Source organism: Dolichospermum sp. DET69 (genome assembly GCA_017355425.1).
In the GTDB taxonomy this organism is placed as follows: Bacteria; Cyanobacteriota; Cyanobacteriia; order Cyanobacteriales; family Nostocaceae; genus Dolichospermum.
Map to the genome: position 1 here is coordinate 60793 of CP070233.1, position 23724 is coordinate 84516.

24 protein-coding genes are annotated in these 23724 nt (G+C 37.7%); 16 read left to right on the forward strand and 8 right to left on the reverse strand.

Features of this window, described 5'->3' with window-relative positions; translation table 11 throughout:
* Positions 1-137: 137 nt before the first annotated feature.
* The gene (locus EZY12_00335; protein ID QSX68211.1) at positions 138-2492 is read right to left on the reverse strand and encodes an arylsulfatase; all 2355 of its coding nucleotides are present in this window, start codon (positions 2490-2492) and stop codon (positions 138-140) included.
* A gap of 248 nt (positions 2493-2740) precedes the next feature.
* Here EZY12_00335 and EZY12_00340 point away from each other — a divergent pair, with 248 nt between their 5' ends.
* Positions 2741-3001: a hypothetical protein gene (locus tag EZY12_00340; protein QSX68212.1), complete on the forward strand. Its 261-nt coding sequence runs from the start codon at positions 2741-2743 to the stop codon at positions 2999-3001.
* Here the strand turns inward: EZY12_00340 and EZY12_00345 are convergent, their stop codons facing one another.
* Positions 3002-3709 (reverse strand): response regulator transcription factor, encoded by a 708-nt coding sequence (locus EZY12_00345; GenBank protein QSX68213.1) that lies wholly within the window; start codon positions 3707-3709, stop codon positions 3002-3004.
* A gap of 417 nt (positions 3710-4126) precedes the next feature.
* Between EZY12_00345 and EZY12_00350 the strand changes: the two genes are divergently transcribed.
* The 6 genes from EZY12_00350 (at position 4127) to EZY12_00375 (ending at position 8504) form a co-directional block, all read left to right on the forward strand.
* On the forward strand, positions 4127-4645 hold the full coding sequence (locus tag EZY12_00350; protein ID QSX68214.1) for a phycocyanin subunit beta: 519 nt from the start codon (positions 4127-4129) through the stop codon (positions 4643-4645).
* A 57-nt stretch (positions 4646-4702) separates the two neighbouring features.
* Positions 4703-5191, forward strand: coding sequence for a phycocyanin subunit alpha (locus EZY12_00355; GenBank protein ID QSX68215.1), 489 nt, complete (start codon positions 4703-4705; stop codon positions 5189-5191).
* 79 nt (positions 5192-5270) lie between these two features.
* Positions 5271-6104, forward strand: coding sequence for a phycobilisome linker polypeptide (locus EZY12_00360; protein ID QSX68216.1), 834 nt, complete (start codon positions 5271-5273; stop codon positions 6102-6104).
* A gap of 198 nt (positions 6105-6302) precedes the next feature.
* Positions 6303-7085 (forward strand): HEAT repeat domain-containing protein, encoded by a 783-nt coding sequence (locus tag EZY12_00365; protein QSX68217.1) that lies wholly within the window; start codon positions 6303-6305, stop codon positions 7083-7085.
* Between the two features lie 21 nt (positions 7086-7106).
* The gene (locus tag EZY12_00370; GenBank protein ID QSX68218.1) at positions 7107-7544 is read left to right on the forward strand and encodes a HEAT repeat domain-containing protein; all 438 of its coding nucleotides are present in this window, start codon (positions 7107-7109) and stop codon (positions 7542-7544) included.
* 210 nt (positions 7545-7754) lie between these two features.
* A complete protein-coding gene (locus EZY12_00375; GenBank protein QSX68219.1) occupies positions 7755-8504 on the forward strand; it encodes a phycobilisome rod-core linker polypeptide in 750 nt (249 codons plus the stop codon).
* 245 nt (positions 8505-8749) lie between these two features.
* Here EZY12_00375 and EZY12_00380 read toward each other — a convergent pair whose 3' ends face one another.
* Both EZY12_00380 and EZY12_00385 read right to left on the reverse strand, forming a co-directional pair.
* Positions 8750-9328, reverse strand: a complete 579-nt coding sequence (locus EZY12_00380) for a hypothetical protein (protein QSX68220.1) — start codon at positions 9326-9328, stop codon at positions 8750-8752.
* Positions 9306-9764 (reverse strand): DUF4065 domain-containing protein, encoded by a 459-nt coding sequence (locus EZY12_00385; GenBank protein QSX68221.1) that lies wholly within the window; start codon positions 9762-9764, stop codon positions 9306-9308. Before EZY12_00385 ends, EZY12_00380 begins: the two co-directional genes overlap by 23 nt.
* 241 nt (positions 9765-10005) lie before the next feature.
* Between EZY12_00385 and EZY12_00390 the strand changes: the two genes are divergently transcribed.
* Positions 10006-12615, forward strand: coding sequence for a PAS domain S-box protein (locus EZY12_00390; GenBank protein QSX70456.1), 2610 nt, complete (start codon positions 10006-10008; stop codon positions 12613-12615).
* A gap of 1 nt (position 12616) precedes the next feature.
* Here the strand turns inward: EZY12_00390 and EZY12_00395 are convergent, their stop codons facing one another.
* The gene (locus tag EZY12_00395; GenBank protein QSX68222.1) at positions 12617-13045 is read right to left on the reverse strand and encodes a DUF202 domain-containing protein; all 429 of its coding nucleotides are present in this window, start codon (positions 13043-13045) and stop codon (positions 12617-12619) included.
* 414 nt (positions 13046-13459) lie between these two features.
* Here EZY12_00395 and kaiC point away from each other — a divergent pair, with 414 nt between their 5' ends.
* The 7 genes from kaiC (at position 13460) to EZY12_00430 (ending at position 19611) form a co-directional block, all read left to right on the forward strand.
* The gene (gene kaiC, locus EZY12_00400; GenBank protein ID QSX68223.1) at positions 13460-15166 is read left to right on the forward strand and encodes a circadian clock protein KaiC; all 1707 of its coding nucleotides are present in this window, start codon (positions 13460-13462) and stop codon (positions 15164-15166) included.
* 27 nt (positions 15167-15193) lie between these two features.
* Positions 15194-15331 (forward strand): hypothetical protein, encoded by a 138-nt coding sequence (locus EZY12_00405; GenBank protein ID QSX68224.1) that lies wholly within the window; start codon positions 15194-15196, stop codon positions 15329-15331.
* Between the two features lie 11 nt (positions 15332-15342).
* The gene (locus tag EZY12_00410) at positions 15343-15651 is read left to right on the forward strand and encodes a circadian clock protein KaiB (protein QSX68225.1); all 309 of its coding nucleotides are present in this window, start codon (positions 15343-15345) and stop codon (positions 15649-15651) included.
* A 21-nt stretch (positions 15652-15672) separates the two neighbouring features.
* Positions 15673-16041 (forward strand): circadian clock KaiB family protein, encoded by a 369-nt coding sequence (locus tag EZY12_00415; protein QSX68226.1) that lies wholly within the window; start codon positions 15673-15675, stop codon positions 16039-16041.
* 79 nt (positions 16042-16120) lie between these two features.
* A complete protein-coding gene (locus EZY12_00420) occupies positions 16121-18670 on the forward strand; it encodes a PAS domain S-box protein (protein QSX68227.1) in 2550 nt (849 codons plus the stop codon).
* Between the two features lie 58 nt (positions 18671-18728).
* The gene (locus EZY12_00425; protein ID QSX68228.1) at positions 18729-19109 is read left to right on the forward strand and encodes a response regulator; all 381 of its coding nucleotides are present in this window, start codon (positions 18729-18731) and stop codon (positions 19107-19109) included.
* Between the two features lie 73 nt (positions 19110-19182).
* Entirely contained in the window at positions 19183-19611 is a 429-nt protein-coding gene (locus EZY12_00430; GenBank protein QSX68229.1) for a response regulator, read from the forward strand.
* Positions 19612-19645: 34 nt separating this feature from the next.
* Here the strand turns inward: EZY12_00430 and EZY12_00435 are convergent, their stop codons facing one another.
* The 3 genes from EZY12_00435 to EZY12_00445 form a co-directional block, all read right to left on the reverse strand.
* The gene (locus EZY12_00435; protein ID QSX68230.1) at positions 19646-19987 is read right to left on the reverse strand and encodes a DUF1622 domain-containing protein; all 342 of its coding nucleotides are present in this window, start codon (positions 19985-19987) and stop codon (positions 19646-19648) included.
* A 106-nt stretch (positions 19988-20093) separates the two neighbouring features.
* On the reverse strand, positions 20094-20969 hold the full coding sequence (locus tag EZY12_00440; GenBank protein QSX68231.1) for a bile acid:sodium symporter: 876 nt from the start codon (positions 20967-20969) through the stop codon (positions 20094-20096).
* 241 nt (positions 20970-21210) lie between these two features.
* Positions 21211-23103, reverse strand: coding sequence for a GTPase family protein (locus EZY12_00445; protein QSX68232.1), 1893 nt, complete (start codon positions 23101-23103; stop codon positions 21211-21213).
* Positions 23104-23218: 115 nt separating this feature from the next.
* Here EZY12_00445 and EZY12_00450 point away from each other — a divergent pair, with 115 nt between their 5' ends.
* On the forward strand, positions 23219-23716 hold the full coding sequence (locus EZY12_00450) for a hypothetical protein (GenBank protein ID QSX68233.1): 498 nt from the start codon (positions 23219-23221) through the stop codon (positions 23714-23716).
* The last annotated feature ends 8 nt before the right edge of the window (positions 23717-23724 follow it).

Genomic DNA, 23724 nt, shown 5'->3' on the forward strand with positions numbered 1-23724 from the left:
TGACTAAAACCTTATTTTCTTCTTTGCGTCTTTGCTCCTTAGCGACTTTGCGCGAAACAATATTTAATATTCTAGGTAAATATGAATAATTTGATTAATGCTGGGTGAGATAACCCACCCTGCAAAGTATTTAATCCTTACTGTCGCGCCATAATAGTCCGCATTTCAGCTTCCCGATCTTGAATCAAATCGCCACTGACATCAACCATCACACTATAAATCTTCCCCGTAAACTTAAAAGGCGGCTCATAATCCGGTGTTACAGGCGCACCAGGGGCAATTCCACAGGTGACACCACTAGTCAAACCTAATGCTAAAGGAGTAGTTACAGGCACATCAATCTGCCCGACCAATCTCTCATCAATATACAATTGGGCGCGTCCTGGTGATCCTTTCCCCTTGGCTAAATCTGGTTGACCCGTGACCTTAAACTCAAAGCGCAACTGGTGACGACCTGCCGGCACAGATGACCCAGATTCAACATGATAGAGCGATCGCCCCACATAATTATGAACCCAGTGCAGTTTACCACTTTGGACATAGAAAGAATAGCCACTATCATTACCCCCATGAGCCAGTAATATCCCTTCAGCACCACCTGGGGGAATCTCCACATCAGCCGTAATACTGTGGGGACGATTTAACACCCTCACCGCACTACCGGCTGGAATCGCTTGAGTATCAGGATAGTAAACATAGCGGCTACGATTGACAGCAATTTGCGGGCGTTCTTCCGCGAATCGTTGCACGCCACGTCCATCCACAGGCAACACATTATACTTGCCAGCCTCAATATACCAAGTGGCAATCATCTCAATTAACTTAGGACGATTATCAGCCGCAATATTGTGATTTTCCGCAAAATCTGAAGCGACGTGATACAGTTCCCAATGATGAGTATCCAAATCTGTCAGAGTTTCCGCCGAAATCGCCTCACCAAAAAATTGCCCCGCTTCTGTAAATGAGGGACCCGGCCAAGGACAAACCGCCCGCCAACCATCATAGTAAAGAGAACGATGTCCCATCATCTCAAAATACTGAGTCAGATGCTTAGTAGGTGCGGTACTATGATTAAAAGTATGGGCAAAACTGACACCTTCAATGGCAGATTGAGTCACACCCTTAATCGTTGTGGGTGGTTCAATTTCCAGTAATTCCAGCACCGTCGGCATAAGGTCAATAGCATGAGCATACTGAGTCCGAATTTCGCCTCTTGCTTCAATACCTTGACTCCAATGCACAATTAAAGGATCGCTGATTCCCCCTCGATAGGTTTCCCGTTTCCACCGCCGGAAAGGCGTATTCCCTGCCCAAGTCCAGCCCCAAGCATAATGGTTAAAGGTTTCTGCACTGCCTAATTTATCCAAGGCTTTGAGATTTTCCTCTAGGGATTCTGGCACATTGTTAAAAAACAGGTTCTCATTCACTGAACCAGTTGGTCCCCCTTCCGAACTTGCGCCATTGTCCGAGATCACCATAATGACAGTATTCTCGAATTCACCGATAGATTTAAGGAAATCGAGTAAACGACCGATATGGTAGTCAGTATGGGTTAAAAAACCAGCATATACTTCCATCATCCGAGCATAAAGCCGTTTTTCGGCCGCAGGGAGAGTATCCCAGTGCGGGACATCGGGATCATGACGAGAAAGTTCGGCATCTGCGGGAACAATCCCCATTTCTTGCTGACGGGCAAAAACCTTTTTTCTGTAAGCTTCCCAACCATCATCAAATTGTCCAGCATAGGCATCAGCCCATTCTTTGGGGACATGATGGGGGGCGTGCATTGCCCCTGGACAGAAATACATGAAAAAGGGTTTATCTGGGGCAATCTGCTTGGCATCAGCGATAAAGCTAATAGCCTTGTCTGCTAAATCTTCGGTTAAATGGTAGCCTTCTGCGGGGGTCTTTTCTGGCTTAACGGTGTGGTTGTCATAAACCAAATCTGGATAATATTGGTGAGTTTCTCCGCCTAGAAAGCCATAAAAACGCTCAAAACCGCGACCGAGAGGCCAGCGATCATAGGGTCCTGCGGCTGAAAGTTGGTCTGAGGGGGTTAAATGCCATTTTCCTAATGAGTATGTGTTATAACCCTTCTGGAGTAATATCTCTGAGAGAAATCCATTTTCAAAGGGAATATTCCCATTACCACCGGGATAACCCGTAGACCCTTCTGTAATGCAGGACATGGCGTTAGAATGGTGATTGCGCCCAGTCAGCAGACAAGAACGGGTGGGAGAACACAGTGCCGTTGTGTGTAGATTATTGTAGCGCAATCCATTGGCGGCTAGTGTGTCTAGGTTGGGGGTTTTGATGGGACTTCCGTAACTTCCAAATTGTCCAAAACCTGTATCATCGAAAACGATAAATAGGACGTTTGGTGTATTTTCTTTTGCCCGCAATGGTTCTGGCCAAGCTGGACTGGATTTATCAACTGTCCGGCCGATGACTCCGGGGAAGGTGGTTCCGAGTTTGTATTCATGCAGAGACATAAATCTGACCTCTTGAGAATATTTAATTTTTAACAAAAAGCTCGAAATTCTATATCCTCTTTAGGAGGGGGTAATTTATAAATTTATGGACTGAATTACCATACCGAGAAAACTAATTAAGGGACTTCCAGTAAATAAATTATCCCATCCCAATAAATAAATATAATGAACAAACGAACCACAGAGGCACAGAGAACACAGAGAGAGAAGAAATAGAGAGGGTTTTTGGCAAAAAGGGCTATTTAGTTATGAAAAACATCACTCAATTAACTCAGCTAGAATTTGTTTTACTAAAATTAGTTGACAAAGGAAAAGGTCAATGGAGTTGGTATGAATTAGCAAATGCACTTTCCCGTCAAGATGTTCCCAGAGAACCTGATATGATGGAAGTTTTAAAAAATCTTGCCCATCGGGGGTTAGTCAACCGTTATGTAGAAAAAGATTCACCACGCGATCGCTGGGAATTAACGTTAGAAGGAATTGTCGTTTTAGAGGCTATGAACCTGTAATCATTTGTACTCCTGAAGAACACTTTGCAAAAGTTCTGGTGATTTGAGACGATATCCTAGACCGTGCATAGTTTCAATAAAATCTTCTGGTGCGCCAACTGCTTTGAGTTTTTGACGGACACTTCTGAGATGAACTTTAATAGTATGTTCGTCGGGAGATGTTTCGCTTGTCCACAGATTTTCAATAATCACGCTGCGACTGATAACTCGCCGACCATTTCTTAATAGTAATTCTAAAAGACTGTATTCTTTTGGTGTTAAATGGAGGAAATTATTTTTATAACTGACTTCGTAGGTACTAGGGTTAAGTTGTAAATCTCCCCATTGTAATATAGGCGTGGAGCTTGTGTTACCTCGACGCAATAAAGCCCGAATCCGCGCAAATAATTCACCTAAATCAACGGGTTTAATGATGTAGTCATCTGCTCCAGCATCTAAGCCATTAATCTTGTTACTAATTGTATCACAAGCCGTGATCATCAAAATCGGCATTTGATGACCATGAGACCGCACCCGATGACATAAAGTAATACCATCAATTTCTGGTAGCATCACATCCAAGAGCAGCAGATCATAGTTTATGGCTTTGGTACAATCCCAAGCAACTTCTCCGTCGGCAGCAATATCAACAACATAGAGTTGGTCGCTTAGTGCCTCTGCTAAAGTTTCTGCTAGACGAATATCGTCTTCAACTAAAAGAATCCTCATTAGCTGTAGATGAATAGAAATTGAAAGTTGCAACTTAGTAATTAATCTATAGGAAAATGGCTATATCCACATCCCACTAAATGAATAGAAGTCGAAACTTAGTAATCACTTTACAGGAAAATGGCTATATCCATATCGGGGAGAAATTAGGGCATTTTCGCCATAAAAACCGCAAAAAATCTAATTTTACCGACCATAAACACATAATACTTCTTCTAAATCTGCAATACTTCTTTACAAACTCGATTGCGAATTGTAACGATTTCTATTTTTCTACTAATCTTTCCGATTTATTTACTATTTCCTTACCTATTTATTTACACCTGACCCATTAATCTTGTGAACATAAGGCAGGGGAAAGAAACACCACCGCCGCCACAACCCAGGCAAAACCTGACAGTTTAGGAGAAATTGAAGATGCTTGATGCTTTTTCTAGAGTAGTTGAACAAAGCGATCGCCAAGGTGCATATTTGACCGATGATCAAATTAATGCTCTTTCCGCTATAGTTGCAGATGGCAACAAACGCTTAGATGTTGTTAACCGTTTGACCAGCAACGCTTCCGCAATCACAGCTAATGCTTATCGCGCATTAGTAGCTGAACAACCCAACGTATTTGGTCCTGGCGGCGCTTGTTTCCACCACCGTAACCAAGCAGCTTGTATTCGTGATTTAGGCTTCATTTTACGTTATGTTACCTATTCCGTAGCGACTGGAGATGCCAGCACTATGGATGATCGTTGTTTGAACGGTTTGCGCGAAACCTATCAAGCATTAGGAACACCTGGCGCTACAGTTGCTTCCGGGATTGGCAAAATGAAAGATGCAGCGATCGCTATTGCTAATAATAACGCTGGTATTACCCGTGGTGATTGCAGCAACTTAATGTCTGAAGTAGCTAGTTACTTTGATCGTGCAGCAGCAGCAGTTGCTTAATTTTGAATCGAATTTTCATCTGATCATCCATAATACATTTCCCGGAGAATTTTAACTATGAAGACCCCTCTAACCGAGGCTATTGCTGCTGCTGACTCTCGTGGCGCATACTTAGGCAACACCGAAATGCAGGCTATCTTTGGTCGCATGAGCCGCGCTCAAGCTGGCTTGAATGCTGCTAAAGCCTTCAACCAAAACGGTAAAAAATGGTCTGAAGCTGCGGCTAACCACGTTTACCAAAAATTCCCCTACACCACCCAAATGCAGGGTTCTCAATACGCTTCTACCCCAGAAGGTAAATCCAAATGTGTTCGTGACATCAGCCATTACCTCCGCACCATCAGCTATTGCTGTGTGGTTGGTGGCACAGGCCCATTAGATGAGTATGTAGTTGCAGGCGTAAAAGAATTTAATGCTGCTTTGGGTTTATCCCCCAGTTGGTATGTAGCCGCATTGGAATTTGTCCGCGACAACAATGGCTTATCCGGTGACGTAGCTGGAGAAGCAAATATTTACCTCAACTATGCTATCAACGCATTGAGCTAAAAATTTACAAGTTAAACGAGTAAGGGGAAAGGGAAAAATGCTTTCTTTTCCCCTTATTTGATCATAAGGAGTTAAAAGCATGACCCTTTCAATGGAACAGAGGTTAGGCATCAGTGCGGTTTTAGACACAAAAATCGAACTACGCCCTAATTACAGCGAAGACGAATTACAGCAAGTCCTCAAATTTGCTTACGAACATATATTTGGACGCGAACGAGTTTATATTGGTGGAACTTTCGCTAGTGCAGAAGCATTGCTGAGAGATGGAAAAATTAGTGTGCGCCAATTTGTGCAAACATTAGCAAAATCCGAATTTTACAAAGATCGCTTCTTTTATAGCAATTCCCAAATTCGCTTCATTGAACTGAATTATAAGCATTTGTTGGGACGCGCTCCCTACGACCAGTCAGAAATTGCCTATCATGTAGATGTCTATGCTGCTCAAGGTTATGATGCAGAAATAGACTCTTATATTGACAGCCAAGAGTATAATAATGCCTTTGGTGATTCCACAGTTCCCTACTTCCGGGGATTCAAGTCAATTGATGGCATGAAACAAGTAGGATTCAACCGCTTGTTTACACTGTATCGGGGTAATGGTAACAGCGATAATGCTGGCACAAAAAGCCCCCGCTTACGGCAACAATTGGCAATGAATTTGCCTAATGTCATCATTCCTCCCAGCACATCTATCAGATTTATATCTGATATTGGTTTTGGACAATTAAAGAGTTCTTCCACTCGTGGAGACAACCGGATGTATGTGATGGAAGTTATCGCTGGTGGAGTTGGTACTAAAGTAACAATTCGTCGTAGCCGACAGTTGTACAATGTACCTTTTGATCAACTTTCCCAGAAGTATCAACAAATTCACAAACAAGGCGGCAAAATTATCAGCGTCAGACCTGTATAAACGTAGTTGGTGATTAATCAAATTACCAATTATAAATCTGGTGAAAAAGAATGTAGAGACGTTCCATGGAACGTCTCTACAAATATTCTGAATAACCCATATTAAAATTCGGAAGTTGTGTATTAGATCAACAGGATAAATCAATCATCTTCACATTCATCCTGTTCATCTTTTAATCCTATAAATCCTGATTCTGACATGATTACTACTTCTCCTGCTGAACCAATTCTCTCACCTGAAACGGCAATTACATCCTTAGATAATGAGGATAATCAAATTAGATATTATGCTGCTTGGTGGTTGGGAAAACATCAAATTCAGTCAGCTTGTGCAGCCCTTTGTTATCAACTCCAAGACGTGCGTTATCGCACAGTTCAAGGTGGCTATCCCTTACGTCGTCAAGTTGCTCGCGCTTTAGGACAACTCAAAAATATTGAAGCAGTACCCGCTCTCATAAATGCCCTAAACTGTGATGAAGATGAGCAATTTCGGGAAGTTGTCATTGAGGCTTTAGGAAAAATTGGCGATTCTACTGCGGCTGTTCCTCTATTACAACTTTTACAATCTGGTACACCCCAACCCTACGAAGCCTTAATAGAAGCCTTGGGAGAATTAGGGGTAATAGAAGCGCGTCCACTTGTTGAGCCATTTTTAAAACATGACTCGGAAAGAGTCCAATGTGCTGCGGCTCGTTACCTGTATATCATCACCCAAAAACCGGAATATCTCGAACGCATTATCCAAAATCTTAATCACGAAAATCCTTATTTACGCTGGGCTGCGGCCTTCGATTTAGGAGCAATTGGTCATATAGAAGCAGCAGAAGCAATTGTACAAGCAAAAGTTGGTAATAGCCTCAAACTATTAAACCTAAAACGGATTTTAGAAACAGTATTAGAAAGCGATAAATCAGAAATAGAAAAACAACAAGCGACTCAAACCCTATTTCAAATAATTGATCAACTATTAATCCAACTTTAATAATAAACAAACTTACCAATTATGAACACAACATTAGAACAAATTGCTTCCCCAAAAGTAGAATCTCTAATTGCAGATTATCACACCTGCATAGATCAGAATGAACAAGCAAAAATTATCAGCATTCTCGCTGAACTTGGTGATGATCTCGCAATAGATTTATTGGTGGATGTAGTAGGTGTAGAAGTTGCCAATCATTGCCAAGGAAATGTGCGTCGAGTGGCAGCTAGGGGCTTGGAAAAGATGGTTATTTCTACTACGAATTCTGAAAAAAGACAAAAGGCAATTGATAAGCTTTCTTGGGCTTTATTAAATGCTGAAGATTGGGCGTTGCGTTATGCGGCTGCGGTGTCTTTGGGAGCAGTTGGGACTGTGGAAATAAATACTATCCTTTACCAAGCTATGACGCAAGAATCGGACAGAGTTGTTAAAGAAAGGATTCAGATGATTTTGAAATAATTGTCTGATAGCGAAGCGTGGCGTAGCCATATCAGGATGTCCAGGATTAAAGGATGAACAGGATTAAATTTCTGTTTTTAAATTATCGTCAGGATTCAAGATACAAAATATTTGATTTCTGACTCCTGACTCCTGACTTCTGACTTCTGACTCCTGACAAATTATCAATTTTCTACAAATGTTCATTATTATTTAATAAACAATCTCACCATGACTATTCCATTAAAAACTTACGCCCCCTCCAGTCAAAACCAACGAGTTAAAGGATTTGAAATTCCTGGAGAGGAACAACCCAAACTTTACACTACTGAAGGAACTCCTTCCACAGTAGAAATGAATGAGTTAATTTGGGCTGCTTATCGGCAGATTTTTAACGAACAACAAATTCTTGTTAGTAACCGTTTATTGACTTTAGAATCTCAGTTAAAACACAAAAGTATTACTGTTAGAGATTTTATTCGCGGATTGGTAATGTCTGAAACTTTCCGTTTACGCAACTATGACACAAACAACAATTACCGATTTGTAGAAATGTGTGTACAGCGTGTTCTGGGACGGAAAGTTTACAATCAACAAGAAACAATTGCTTGGTCAATTATCATAGGTACTAAGGGGTTACAAGGGTTCATTGATGCCCTGCTGAGTAGCGAAGAGTATCAAACCAGTTTTGGTGATAATACTGTTCCCTATCAACGTCGGCGGATTATTTCTCAGCGTCATCTAGGAGATTTACCTTTTAGCCAATTTCCTCGCTATGATCAATACCATCGTCAGCAATTAGAGAAACTGGGATATTTCAAAGCTAAAGCTCCTTTGGTATATTGGTGGAAATGGCAACGAGATCCCTATCCCAAGGTTTATCAAGTGATTTCATCAGCTACTTGGTTCGCGGGAATTAGCCTGATAGCACTTGGAACTCTTGTGGTGATTCTGTCCTATTACGGTCTGGTTTCTTTGTAATTTCAAGTTAATTGAGATCAATTTTCATAACAGCCTGAGAATGAATTTTCAGGCTGGATTTGTTTTTTATCAAGAAGATCACGCAATAAAATTACATTTTAGTAAATATAGCGGTATGCACTTGAATGATATACAGAATCTACCGTAAAAGCCATACAGAAAGAGACTCCTGACTCCTGCTATAGTGAAATTCATTAAAGTATTTTAGGAGATTTGCGATTCCTACGGATCACTTCGCTATCGCACTAATCACGCTCAATAGGACATATTTTATGATGTCGCTCGTACCAAACTATGAAAAAGTGATGTTGGACTCTAACTCCCCAAATTCTTCTGCTTGTACCCAATCGTAATCTAAACAGGACTTCAAACTGTGAGATTATTTCAATATCTTGCCAACGTTCTTGAGCTTCTTCACAGATAGAATTTAGATGTTGGTATTTATTGAGATTTTTTCTATAAGTTGATGCAGCATTATATGTTTGGTTTTCAACTTCTTGCCATGAATTATTATCCAAAGCCTGAAAATGAGGTTCTATAATTTTTGAATATTCTTCTTCTTCCCATTTCCTTGGTTCATCCCAACTCCATAGTCCTTCCAAATCAGCTTCTGATACACACCATGAAAAATAATGGTTTTTATAATCATCAGCATTAACGCTTCTTGGTATTTTCCTTAAATCAGGTTTTTCTGTAGCCCGAACCAACTTATTTGACACTTTAATATTTTGTGCCAATCTAACTTTTTTTTCTTGTTCTTTTAATTTTTTCTCATTTTGTCGCTTAATTCGCTCTTCTTTTTTACTCATCTGATTCTGGTTCATTCCAAATTCCAGAATGATATTCAAAAATTGCATCTCTAGTTATTTCATTAGTACAGATTGCCATAGCTGGTAAATCACTTCTTGCATTTATCCAAGGATATTCTTGATGATTAATGTCACTAAGTTGCTGTGCTGTATAATCTCCATAAAAATCTAAGACCTTATCTATATTCTCTTTTTCGCTATCTGTAAGTGCATTGCTATTCCCTTCAGTAAAAGATTCCTTATTGACTTTAAACTTACCTTTATGAAGGTTATACAAATCTCGAACTACTGCTCCGTTAGCCCAAGCCTCAATTCTTTCTTCAAACAACTCAGATTCATTCCAAACTAAATTCCATGCTTGACTATAATAAACAAGCTTTTGAAGTTTCATTGATGTAATTTCACCCTTTCTTTCAAGGATATAACGAGCAACATCAAATACTGTAGCCATATTAGTTCCTCAAATAAACTACTATTATCGTTGATAATAAAATTAAATTTCGACTTTATATAAGCTCTATACAAGTCATGTTAAAGTGTACCACTTGGACAGGTCTATTATAACTGTGCATCATAATATCATCTCTTGGTACAAAGATACCATTAATCACTAATATATGTCAAGCCCCATTGGTCGCATGATTTTTATAACAATTCCCTATCAAAGTTATCCTAGCCCCAAACCCCTCTCTATGCTCAATCCATTCGGTATTTTCATTGGATTATTTATTATTGTTATTTTCACAACTTACTATCTATTACAACGACAAATAACTCAACGAAAACGAGCAGAAAAGATTCTCCGACAGCAAACAGAAAGAGAACGTCTAGTTAGTCAAATAGCTCACCACATTCGCAAATCCCTGAATTTAGATGAAGTGCTAGTGACCACAGTAGCAGAGGTAAAACAGTTTCTCCAAGCTGACAGAGTGCTAATTTATCAGATTTCGGAAGATGGTACTGGTTGTGCAATAACGGAAACTGTATCAGAAAATTATCCTTGTATTCTTGGAGAAACATTTCCAGAGGAAGTATTTCCCAGAGAGTATCATCATGCTTATACTCAAGGAAAAATTCGCGCTGTTACCAATATAGATCAAAGTGATGTAGAATCTTGTTTAGCAGATTTTGTAAAACAGTTTGGTGTAAAAGCTAAATTAGTAGTCCCAATATTACAAGAATTGCGAGATATTCCCACTAATTCTCAACCTTATCTTTGGGGTTTGTTGATTGCTCATCAATGTAGTGATATTCGTGAATGGCAACCTTGGGAAGTTGAATTAATGGTACAATTAGCCAATCAAGTTGCGATCGCTATTCAACAATCAGAATTTTACGAACAACTACAACAACTGAATATTGAACTAGAAAACCGAGTCCAACAACGCACAGAAGAACTAGCTCAAACTAACATTTCCTTACGAGCAGAAATTATCGAACGTCAACGCACCGAAGCCGCACTTCGTCACACAAATCAAACTCTTGAATCTTTGATTGCTGCTTCACCCCGGGCTATTTTTACCGTAGATTTAGATAACAATATTAAAATTTGGAATCCTGCGGCCGCAAGAATGTTTGGTTGGACAGAAACAGAAATTTTAGATCAACCTAACCCCATCATTTCCATAGAATTAGAAGAATATCAAAAAATTAGAGAAAGCATCATTCAAGGTATCACTCTTCCCCGTTTAGAAGTCCGTCAACCCAAAAAAGACGGTACATTGATAGATATTGTTTTTTCTGCTGCTCCTCTCCGCAACAGCAATGGAGCAATTAATGGTATAGTCGCAGTAGTTGCAGATATCACAGAACAAAAACGTCAAGCTGAACAAGTGCGGTTACTTCAATCTGTGGTTGTTAATACTAATGATGCTGTTTTAATTACAGAATTTGAACCCATAGATGAACCTGGACCACGCATTTTATATATCAATCAAGCCTTTACACGCATGACTGGTTATAGTTCCGAAGATGTGTTAGGTAAAACTCCCCGTATTCTCCAAGGTCCAAAAACAGATCGGGTTGCTTTAGATCAAGTAAGAAATGCTCTTTCTCGTTGGGAAACTGTTACAGTTGAAGTTATTAATTATCGCAAAGATGGTTCAGAATTTTGGGTAGAATTTAGTGTAGTTCCTGTGGCTGATAAAACAGGATACTATACTCATTGGATAGCAGTACAAAGAGATATTACAGAACGCAAAAGAATTGAACAAGCATTACAGCGGAGTGAAGAAAGATTCCGTTCACTGATTGAAAATGCCTTAGATGTTATCACTATTTTAGATACAGAAGGGACGATTCAATATATTAGTCCATCTGTAGAAAAAGTTTTAGGTTATCAATCTGCTAATTTGATTGATCATAATTTTTTCGCCCTGATTCATCCTGATGATTTTATCACTACTTGTTATCACATTACCAATGCAATTAAAAATCCTGATGTTGCTTTACCAGTTGAATTTCGTTATTGTCATCAGGATGGAAATTGGCGAACTCTAGAAGCTATTAGTCAGAGATTTGTTGACAATTCAGAACTAACACAAATATTTGTTAATTGTCGTGATATTACCGAACGGAAAAGATTAGAAGAAGTGCGGTTAGCATTGGAAAAAGAAAAAGAATTAAGCACCATGAAAATTCGTTTTTTCTCCATGGCATCCCATGAATTTCGGACACCATTAAGTGTGGCTTTAGCTGCTGCCCAATTATTAGAAAATTCTCCTTATGCTTGGCAAGATGACCAAAAAAGGATTCGCAATTTACACCGCATTCAAGATTCTGTAAAAAATATGGTGCAATTATTAGATGATATTTTAACTATTAATCGAGCAGAAACAGGTAATTTAGAATTTAATCCTACACAGCTAGATTTAGAAAAGTTTTGTCGTCAATTTATTGAAGAAATTAGAATTAGTGATGGTTCTGGACATATAATTAATTTTGTTTGTCAAGGGAACAAAAAACAAGCATATTTAGATGAAAGGTTATTACGTTCAATATTAGGAAATCTTCTATCAAATGCAATTAAATATTCTCCAGAAAACATTCAAGTTGAATTTTATCTTATTTTTAAAGACAGGGAAGTGATAATTAAAATTTGTGATCAAGGAATTGGCATTTCTATAAATGATCAAAATCAATTATTTCAACCATTTCATCGGGGTAAAAATGTCCGCAATATTCCGGGTACAGGTTTAGGTTTAATGGTTGTGAAAAAATGTGTAGATTTGCATGAAGGCAGTTTAAATATTATGAGTGAATCCAATCATGGTACAACTGTCACTGTTACATTGCCTTTGTAAGTCAAAAATTCATTGCCCGAATTATCACGCCAATAAAACTAACTAAGCCAATTACAAGCAAAGCCACGCCGATAATTTCCGCGCTGTGAGAGGTTTCGTAGGTATAGCGATTATTTTGAATTTGTTTAAGTAACTGACGGTGTTCTCTCAACCCTAAAACCATTCCCAACATTCCCGTAACAATAAAAGACAACCCCACAATTACCGAAAATCTTACTGGGTTCAGGTGATGACTAATGCGAGTATTTTCAATCGCTCTCACAATGGTGGGAATACCAAAACCAAAACCAATTAACGATAAACAGGTGCGTATCCACGCCATTAATGTGCGGTCTGCTGCTGCTCGACTGCGGTATTTAGCTAGTTCTGTCCGATCTGCGGCTAAATCATTGGTAGAAGGTTGTTCAGGTGTTTCTGGGTTTCTGGTCATGAGAATCGCACCGATAAAGTTATTTGAAAAATTTTTAGCGAATATAATATTGCTTCGCTCCCGTAAGGGATACGCTACTACACAAGCAAAGTCCCCCTGCGTGGACTAACCGAAAATTAAGGTTTTCAAACCCACGCAGGTGGGTTTCGTCTGTGTAGCCGTGACTTCCAGTCGCCGGGACTAGTAAGAAACATCCTATTTCTAATCGCCAGGTATTTCTATATTTTCATTTTCACCAAATACCAAATACCAAATATTCAAATTTTAGAGATAGAATCTTAAATAGAATGTAGATAAAGATTAGCCTACGTTTGATAAATTCTCAATTAAAAAAATCCTCCTATAGATAGAAGCTAAAAAGAGAAAAAAATAACAATCAATCAGTAGTTAATTATTTTCACAGGATTAAAAATTATGATTCAAGAAAAGATAAATAAAATCAGTAAGAAACAATCTATACCTAAGTGTCCAACTGGCATACAAGGCTTAGATGAAATTACAGATGGCGGACTACCATTAGGTCGTCCCACGTTGATTTGTGGTGGTACTGGTTGCGGTAAAACCTTAATGGGGATGGAGTTTTTATTCCGAGGAGCTACCGACTATGGAGAACCAGGAGTATTTATTTGTTTTGAAGAAAATGCAGAAGAACTAGTCCAAAATGTTACTTCTTTCGGGTGGAATTTACAACAATTGATAGAGGAAAAAAAATTAGCTATTGACCACATCTACATTGATCCAAAACAAATTCAAGAAGCAGGTGATTATAATTTAGAAGGGTTATTTATTCGCATTGCTCTACTTGTAGATACAATTGGAGCTAAAAGAATCGTATTAGATACTATCGAAGTATTATTTGCTGGTTTAAGTAATGTGTCTATCGTTCGCGCTGAATTACACCGTTTATTTCACTGGCTTAAACAAAAAGGCTTAACAGCAATTATTACTGGAGAACGGGGAGATAATACTCTCACACGCCAAGGTTTAGAAGAATACGTTTCTGACTGCGTAATTAAACTAGATCAACGAACTAATGAAGAATTAGCAATCAGAAGACTGCAAATTATTAAATATCGAGGTTCTCAACATGGTTCTAACGAATATCCCTTCTTAATTACTGAAGATGGCATTTCTGTTTTACCCATTACTTCTGTTGGTTTAGATCATGCAGTCTCAACAGAGCATATTTCCTCTGGTATCCCTCGCTTAGATACCATGCTGGCAGGGCAAGGATACTTCCGGGGTAGCAGCATTCTGATTACAGGTACAGCGGGAACTGGTAAAAGTTCATTTGCTTGCCATTTTGCTGCGGAAATTTGCCGTCAAGGAGAACGGTGTTTATATCTAGCATCAGAAGAAGCGCCGCAACAAATTATCAGAAATATGCGCTCAATTGGCTTAGATTTAGCGCCTTATGTACAACAGGGTTTGCTCAATCTTCAGTCAGTGCGTCCTACGGCTTATGGCTTAGAAATGCACCTAGTCAATCTACATCACCTTCTAAAGGAATTTAAACCCTCTACGGTGATTATTGATGCCATGAGCAACCTGGTTTTCAGCGGTACTTTGAATCAAACTCATCTTTTCTTTATTCGACTGATTGATTTGCTTAAATCATCACAGATTACAATGTTGCTTACCAATCTGATTCCTGGTAGCGGTCCATTTGAGCAGACACAAATAGGAGTTTCTTCTCTTATGGATACTTGGATCGAACTCCGTATTCAAGACAGCAACGGGGAACGTAACCGACTTTTATATGTTCTCAAATCTCGTGGTATGCAACACTCTAACCAAGTCCGGGAATTTTTATTAACTAAAAAAGGCATTGAACTATTAGATGTCTATTTAGGACGGGGAGATGTTTTAACTGGTAGTGCTAGAATTATTCAAGAAGCACAAGAAAAATTAGCAGTTAGTCAACGCCAATTATTAATAGATCAAAAGAGACGCGAATTAGAACGGAAAGAAATGGCAGTTTCCTCACAAATTTCTTCACTACAGGCAGAATTAGCGGTAGGAAAAGAGGAAATTCGCATTCTTACCGAACAAGAATCTTTATTTCAAAGCAATTTAAAACAAGGTAGTCAAATCCTCTCTCAATCACGAAAAGCAGATTAGCACGGTCAAGGAGTCAGCACTTCGACTATGGCTACGCCACGCAGGCTATCGCTCAGTGACCAGTCGGGAAGAAGAAAAAAGAAAGAAGAAGAAAATTATCAATTACCAATTACCAATTACCAATTCCCTGTTCCCTGTTCCCAATTAGTTAGTTATAAACTCTAGGAAATTATGTCATGGAAGAATTAAGTGCATTAGAAGAATCAATGATCTGGAAATTAAAGCTTTATGTTGCTGGACAAACACCCAAATCAATAGCAGCGTTTAGCAACTTGACAAAAATATGTGAACAAAACCTGTACGGAAAATATCAAATTGAAGTAATAGATTTACTTGTATACCCTCACCTAGCAAAAGAAAATCAAATCTTTGCTATTCCTACTGTAATCAGACAGTTACCTCCTCCTATCAGGAAAATAATTGGGGATCTATCAAACAAAGAAAAAGTATTAGTGGGATTAGAAATTCAACCGATTAAATCTTAAATAAGATTGAGGGGAAAATAGATGAATAATCAAGATCAACAAGATACTCCAGAAGATGTAAGTGCTGAATTTAAAAAGCTAACAACAGAAAGCGAAAATCCAGTTTATAGTTTACGACTTTACGTGGCTGGTGCTAATTTACATTCACTCAATGCTTTGAAAAATATTAAGCAGATATGTGAACAATATTTAGCTGGACAGTATAGCCTGGAAGTCATTGATATTTATCAACAACCAGGGTTAGTTGTTGTCGAAAATTTACTGGCTATTCCTACATTAGTAAAAGAACTGCCTCTCCCTATTAAAAAAGTGATTGGTGATTTATCAAATACGCCAAAAGTGCTTTTAGGTTTAAGTATTGTAGCGCAGGAAGATAAAACAACCACCTAAATTTTTTATTTGTTGATGAAAATGTAAATCAATATTATTTAATTCCCCTACTCCCCTGCTATATTCCGAGGAGAAGAACATGACTAAATTCAATATTTTAACAGAAGAACTGTCTGAAGAAATTAAACTTCTGCGAGCGAGACTAAGCGTAGCTGAAGATACATTACAGGCAATTCATCAAGGAGAAGTAGATGCTTTTGTAATTGCTACTCCAGAAGGTGATCAGGTATTCACCCTGCAAAGTGCAGATTATACTTATCGTTTGCTAGTTGAGCAAATGTGTGAGGGAGCAGTGATTGTCACATCAGATGGATGGATTTTATATGCTAATAAAGCATTTGCTAATTTACTCAATTATTCTTTAGATAAAGTTATTAGTTCCCCGTTTCACAAATTTGTGTTGCAGGAAGATGTTAATATTTTTCAAAATTTAATCCAAAAGCAAACCCAAGAATTATCAGCAACTGCTGAATTATCACTAGTCAAGAGTAATCAACAGAAAATTTCTGTTTATTTATCTGCTAATAAATTCAATATAGATAATCATTACATTAATTGTATTATTGTTACTGATTTAACAGAAAAAAAACAAAATGAAGAAATTCTAGCTTCAGAAAGGTTTGCTAGATCAATTTTAGAACAAGTTGCTGATTCTATGGTTGTTTGTAACAAACAAAGAAAAATTATCCGTGTTAGTCAAGTTTTTCAAAATCTCTGTAGACAAAATTGTCTTTTTCAAGATTTTGATGATGTATTATCATTATTTTACTCTAAATTAGATATACAGATCATGCCAATAGAGCCAAAAATCATCATCGAAAATCGCTTTTCTATTAATACAGTTTTACAAGGAAAAAGCTACCAAGGAGTAGAGCTTTATTATCAACGCGCTGATGGAAAATATTTTGATTTTCTACTCAATGCTTGTCCCTTATTAAACTCAATAGGAGAAATTACAGGAGCAATTATTAATTTGACAAATATTACAGAGCGTAAATGTCAGGAAGCCCAATTGCAGCAAGCTAAGTTAGAATTAGAAGTGCGTGTTGCTCAACGGACTAATGAACTCGCTAATCTTAATAAAAGTCTGGTTTATACAGTCAATGAGTTAGAACAAAATCAAAAAAATCTCTGGGAAAAATCACAACTTTTGGATCTAGCTCATGATACGATTTTGACCCAAGATTTAAACTCGGTAATTACTTTTTGGAATCACGGAGGAGAGGAAATGTATGGTTGGACAAAAGCTGAAGCTATAGAAAAAGTAGCTCACGTACTTTTGCAAACCCAATTTCCCATTCCCTTATCAGAAATTCATGCCCAATTAATAAATCAGGGATATTGGCAAGGTGAGTTAATTCACATTGCTAAAAATGGTACTTCTGTAACTGTAGCTAGTCGTTGGGTAATACAAAAAGATGAGTTGGGAAACCCGATTAAAATCCTAGAAATCAATAATAATATCACCCAACAAAAGCAACAAGAAATAGATTTGCAGGATAGTGAAAGTAAGTTTCGCTCTCTGAGTGAATGTTTGCCAATAGGGATATTTTTAACTAATATTCAGGGTGAATGTATATATGTTAATCCCTGTTTTCAAAAGATTTTTGATATAAAGATGGCAGAAGTTATAGGCAAAAATTGGTTAGAAATTATTCATGCAGAAAATGAAGAGAATTTATCTAGTCTTTGGTTGAGGATATTGACAGATTACCAAGAAAATTTTAGTCACGAAATTCGTTATTCTCACAAAGATGGTAAAATCCATTATGCACAAATTCGACTCGCTCCCATGTTGATAAACGGTGTGCAATTAAGTGGTTATATTGGCACTGTGGAAGATGTAACAGAAATTCGCGCAGTTGCACAAATAAAACGAGATTTTATTTCTATTGTTAGTCATGAATTGCGAACACCATTAACAGCAATACATGGTTCTTTAGGACTTTTAGCAGGTAAAGTCTATGACAAAAACCCAGAAAAGCAGAGTCAGATGATCAATATTGCTGCATCTCAAACAGAGCGTTTAGTTAGGTTAGTTAATGATATTTTGGTACTAGAAAAGTTAGAATCTGGTAAGACCGCAATAGTCAAACAAGCCTGTGATGCTGCTCAATTAATCAGAGATTCGGCAGATACAATGCAGGCAAAAGCGGAAAAATATAATATCAGTTTTAATATTCAATCTCTCTCTTTACAAGTTTGGGCTAACTCTGATTCTATTATTCAGATATTAACAAATCTGTTAAGTAATGCCATTAAATTTTCACCACCTAACAGCACTATTTCCATTAGTAATACATTAGTTGACACTGTAGAAACTCAATCCCAAATATTTTCTCATGTGAGTAATCATTCTGTTTTTGACTCCCTGATACCTCCTTACATTCTGTTTCAGGTAAAAGACCAAGGAACAGGAATTTCCGCAGACCAATTAGAGAGTATATTTGGTTGGTTTCAACAAGTTGATGCTTCCAATGCCCGAGAAAAAAGTGGTACCGGTTTGGGACTAGCTATTTGCCAAAGCATCATCCAAAAACATGAAGGACAAATTTGGGTAGAAAGCAAATTAGGTCAAGGTAGTACATTTTTCTTTACATTGTCTCTATATACAGCAGGGAATAGGTAATAGGGAATAGGGAATAGGGAATTGGAAATTGGAAATTGGAAATTAGGGATGGTAATTTATGTCTAAAAAACGAGTGCTAGTAGTTGATGATGAAATTGCAATTCAAACTATCATTCAGTGTTGCTTAGAAGATATTGCTGGTTGGGAAGTTTTAGTTGCTAGTTCAGGTCAAGCGGGATTAAAATTAGCTGAATCTGAACATCCAGATGGTATACTTTTAGATGTCTCTATGCCCCAAATGACTGGAATTGAAACATTAGAAAAACTGCAAGCTAATGTGAATACTCAACATATTCCAGTTATCTTTGTCACAGCAAAAGTACAACCTGAAGATAGAGAACAATTTTCTCAGTTAGGAATTTTGGGTATCCTAGTTAAACCCTTTAATCCCATGAATCTTGTGAATGAAGTAGCTAATTTATTTGGTTGGCAAGTTTGATCAAAATTAAAATTTAGCGTTCAAAAAATTTTCGATATTCTGGTTTAAGTTCACATATATTTGAGGTATTAATATGTATACAAATAGTGATTTACAATCCAGCATTACTCAAACAATAGCCAAGAAAAAAATTTTGGTAGTTGATGACAATACTGATATCCTAATATTATTGCAGTATTGTTTACAAGATATCGGTGGGTGGGATGTAATAACTGCCAGTTCAGGCAATGAAGCATTAATTAAAGTCAAGGCAGAAAAGCCAGATGCAATTATTCTTGATGGAATCATGCCGCAAATGAATGGTTTGATGTTTTTAAAAGAACTGAGAAGCATTCCAGAAATGCAGTCTTTACCAGTAATTTTATTAACTGGCAGCACAATTTTAACTGAAGATATTCCGTTGCTAGATTTAGACGTGGTGGGAACAATTACTAAACCCTTCGAGCCTATGCTTATTACTCAACAAATTGCCCAGTTTCTCGGTTGGAAAATAGAAGCATAAGAGGGTATTTGAAAAGTATTTGGCGATAATTCTTTTATTGTTTTTGATTGAGTTCTTGAGTCAGAAAATAATTGAGGAAAGTTCTAATTAAGGCAACAATTCCTAATTTTCCTAGAGACTCAAAGGTTGAATGGTAGGTTGTAGAAAGAATATCTGCTCCTAATTGAAATTCTAATGCCAGCACTAGCCAAATGCCAAAGTTGAGCCGGATTTGCAGAAATCTGTTTTGACTATGATGATGGTTCAGAGAAATTGCTATTTTTCCGCTTTTTAATACACCCAATAAAATACAAAAGACAGAAATAGATTCTAGTAAGAATTTCAGCAAGGTTACAAAAAATGATAACCCACTCTCTAGCTGTTCAAATAATGCCATAATTCAGCTTTTTTCTCACGCAGAGACGCTCCAGGTACAGAGAGAAACTAAAAAACTATGACCCATGAAAAAACTTCTTATTCCCCTCCTCGCTTGCGGGGAGGGGTTAGGGGTGGGGTCTTATTTTCAAGTTAGGTTGTTGATCTAATTTGCGTTTATTCCAAATTGAGTAAAAACTACCTAAAATTGCTCCCAAAATTACATAAGCTATGAGTGTGGGAATTACCTTTTGTTCTACGTTATTCAAAATAGCGATAAACAAGGCTAAACCAACATTACGAGCAATACAGGAAATTGCTAAAATCGGTTGTGTATCATCATTGTTACCTCCTAAACTGTGTCCTATTGCTAAGGAGGCAATTACCATGATGGTAATAACAACCATTGGTAATCCCCAAACTTTGAAAAATAGGGGAATCCCTAAAATACCAGCCAAAACAACCAGTACGAAAAAAAGACTATTAGCAATAAAATTTAAAGGTTGAGCGATATTTTCGACAAATTTAGGCACAAACTTTTGCAGCAACAGACCGATACTGACAGGCAATAACTGTACCATGATCACTTGTCGGGTAACTTCTAAAATTGTCACTTTTTCTGAAATATTCTCAAATAGGGTGACAAAAATTTCCAAGGTAATAGGAGTAACGCAGACTGCAAGTATAGCGAGAGTTAACTGAAAACTCGCTGAGTAGGAAAATCTACATCCAGCCATTTGCGCTCGTTTTGTGGTCAGAGGCGCACCTGGAGAAGCCGCCAACAAAGCTAATCCTGTCATTACTTCTGGGGGTAAGTTAAACAGTTTTAGCAGGACAATAACCACTAGAGGAACTAGCACCACAACGGCTAAAAGCGCCCGGAATAGTAAAGCAGGTTTTCGCCATAGGGAAAGCATTTCTTCAAAACAGAGATTGCATCCTATGGCTAACATTAAAGAAAAAATCGTGATTTTAACGAAAATCAACAGTAAAGGATGGTGCATAGCTGGAAATTAAACCTCTTTCCTCTGCGTCCTCTGTGCCTCTGTGGTTCGATAAATTACTTCTTAAACCGCAGAGGAAAAAAAGATATTTTTCGGGTCACTTGTTAACTACTATTGAACAAATAATATCTCTTAACCCAACTTTGTATTACTATCCCTGGTCATAGATATCTCCGAAATATTTATTGTGATAATTTTTACTCACGCGGATAAAAGAATCACATAAAAAATCTCTAATTTTTCACTGTTGAAGATAATAATTAAATCTGGTTCGCAATTGTTCAATTGTTAAATCTTGCGTCCAATATTCTATTAAAGCATGACCAAAAGCCCAAGCATTACGATCTGGTGTAGATGGGTTCTCTAACAACAATGGCCATAGAGATAATAAATCAAAGTTGCGGGTTTTGGAATTGTCTGTATTTAATAGGGGAAAAAGTTCATAAGCCATTTGTAATTTGCCAATTACTATGGGTAATTGTTCAATGGGTATTTGTTCTGCGAGTAAATAAGCAAGAGTAGGAGAACCTGTTGATAATGTGGAAATAAATTGCAAAACGGGACTTTTTAGTAATGCAGCAATTCCTTGGGTAGTTGTCATCTGAAATGTGTAATGCTCAATAATATTAGCTGCTGCTGTGGTGCGAGTTTCTAAATTCCGTAAAAAGCGAGTTAGCCGTAATTGTTTAGCCGGATCTATTGCTGCTAATAATCCTGAAGATAAGGCTTCTATATTCCAATCAATACGATTAGTTTTCGGATCATTTGTAACGATAGGTAAAACTAAATTAGCGAAATTTCCTAATAGTTGTTGGCGGTATTTTGTCGCTTCTCGAATAGAAATCTCTTTTGGTTTCTCTCCACTTTCCCAATTATAAGGAGGTTGCCATTCACGGATAGGACGCAACCGATCTACTTGAGTTACAATGGTAATAATCGGTAAATCTGCCACTTCTGATTTTACATCTTGGAGAAAATCTACATCCATTTGCAAAGCTGGATCAAGTGCTGGAGTAACTAATAATAGTAAATCAGCATTACTAGCATAATCAATCACTAAATCTCGCAAATCTTCCCGTTTTACCTGTTCATAACCGGGAGTATCCCAAAGGTTGAGAGTTTCCCCATTTTCTGTTTCCCAATGGTAATTTTGAATTGTATCTGTACTGGGTAAAACATCAACCGCAGCTAATTCATCTTGAAAAAGAGTATTAATTAAACTACTTTTACCTGCACCTGTGCGCCCAATAATGAGAATATTTACGGGTTTTTGGGCAACGATTTCCGGGGGTTCAGCTTGAGTGAGAATGTCTCGCAGGGTTTGGGTTTTAACTTGGGGTAGGGCGGGGGTAGGTAATTCAATTTTAGTCCCTGCATAGAGAGCGATCGCTTGTTTACATAAATTCCGCAAAGCCGCTTCTCGTAATAGTTGACTTAAATTTATTAATAATTCTTGAGAAGCTCGATTACCAACACCTTCACTCGCTTTTTTTGCCACCGCAGTCAGAGGATTTAATACCCATTGCGCCCAATTCCAAACTTTCCACAATTTCCGCGCCGAGGGTTCTAGTTTGCGATAAACTTCATAGGTTTGATAAGCTTGTCCAACTGTTACTTGATTAAGCACAGAAGATAATTTTTGCATCCATTGATCCATATCATCTACTGTTCCCCGAATTAAACCATAAACTTGGGGAATGTAAATATTTAAAAGCGGATATTTAACTTCAGGATTATAAATATGAGAAATTGCTACTACTAAATCTTGACATCTTTTCCAGAAGGTTTGCCAATCTTCCCAAATAGGTAAATCATTTGCGGCTGCGGTGAGAATATTTTGTAATGCTGTTTCTACTTCTTTAGTAGTATCTGTTCCCCTAATTAAATTATTCTCTGTGGTAGTTTCTAACTCTTCTCGAACTTCTGCTAAAACAGCTTCAATTTGATTGACAGCCGGTTTAGTCCAGCGAACTAATAACCAACGCCAACCGACAAATACAAATGTGAATAAAGCCCAAATCCAACTTAATCCCCAAGCGTGAATTTGCGTTCCTGCGGAGATAAGAAGAAAAGAGATAATTACCGCAATTGGTGAGACTAAAATAATCCATTGCCAGAGTTTTAACCGGATCATTGTTTTATACCTTTTTGGTTGTCGTGTGGATATTTCTATTGTGAATGCGGAGTTACTGCTTTATTATTTATGTTATCAGGGAAATAACATCCTATACGGATGCTAGTATCATTACATGACGAATACGCAAGATAATATTAACGATGGAGAGGAAAATTTAATCAAGGAAAGATTACGGGAATCTGCTGCTCAAATTCGAGTAAAATACTTGAAAAGAGAATATCCTCACAGCAATGTTGCAGTTGCGGAAATATATCTCAAGAGTGGTGTCGTTTTTTGTGTAGGTGCAACAGCTAAAGGTGGAAATAAAAGTCCAATTCCTCAAAGACCCAATCCAAAGTCAGCAGGAGGACAACTTGACCCAATTATTGATCCTTATAGTGGACACTTGATGGATAGCGATTCAGAATATAAAATATTGTCTGAAATTGCAGATACCCTAGAAATGTTTTATGATATCCATGTGGAAGGCACTATCTATCTTTATAGTGAACGACAGCCATGTCAAAGTTGTCGGGGGATTATAAGCCAATTCAAAGAAAAATTCCCAAATATAAATTTACCGTTAGAACAAGTATTCTGGGATCATCACTATCCCCCTATTCAGGCATAAAAATATAT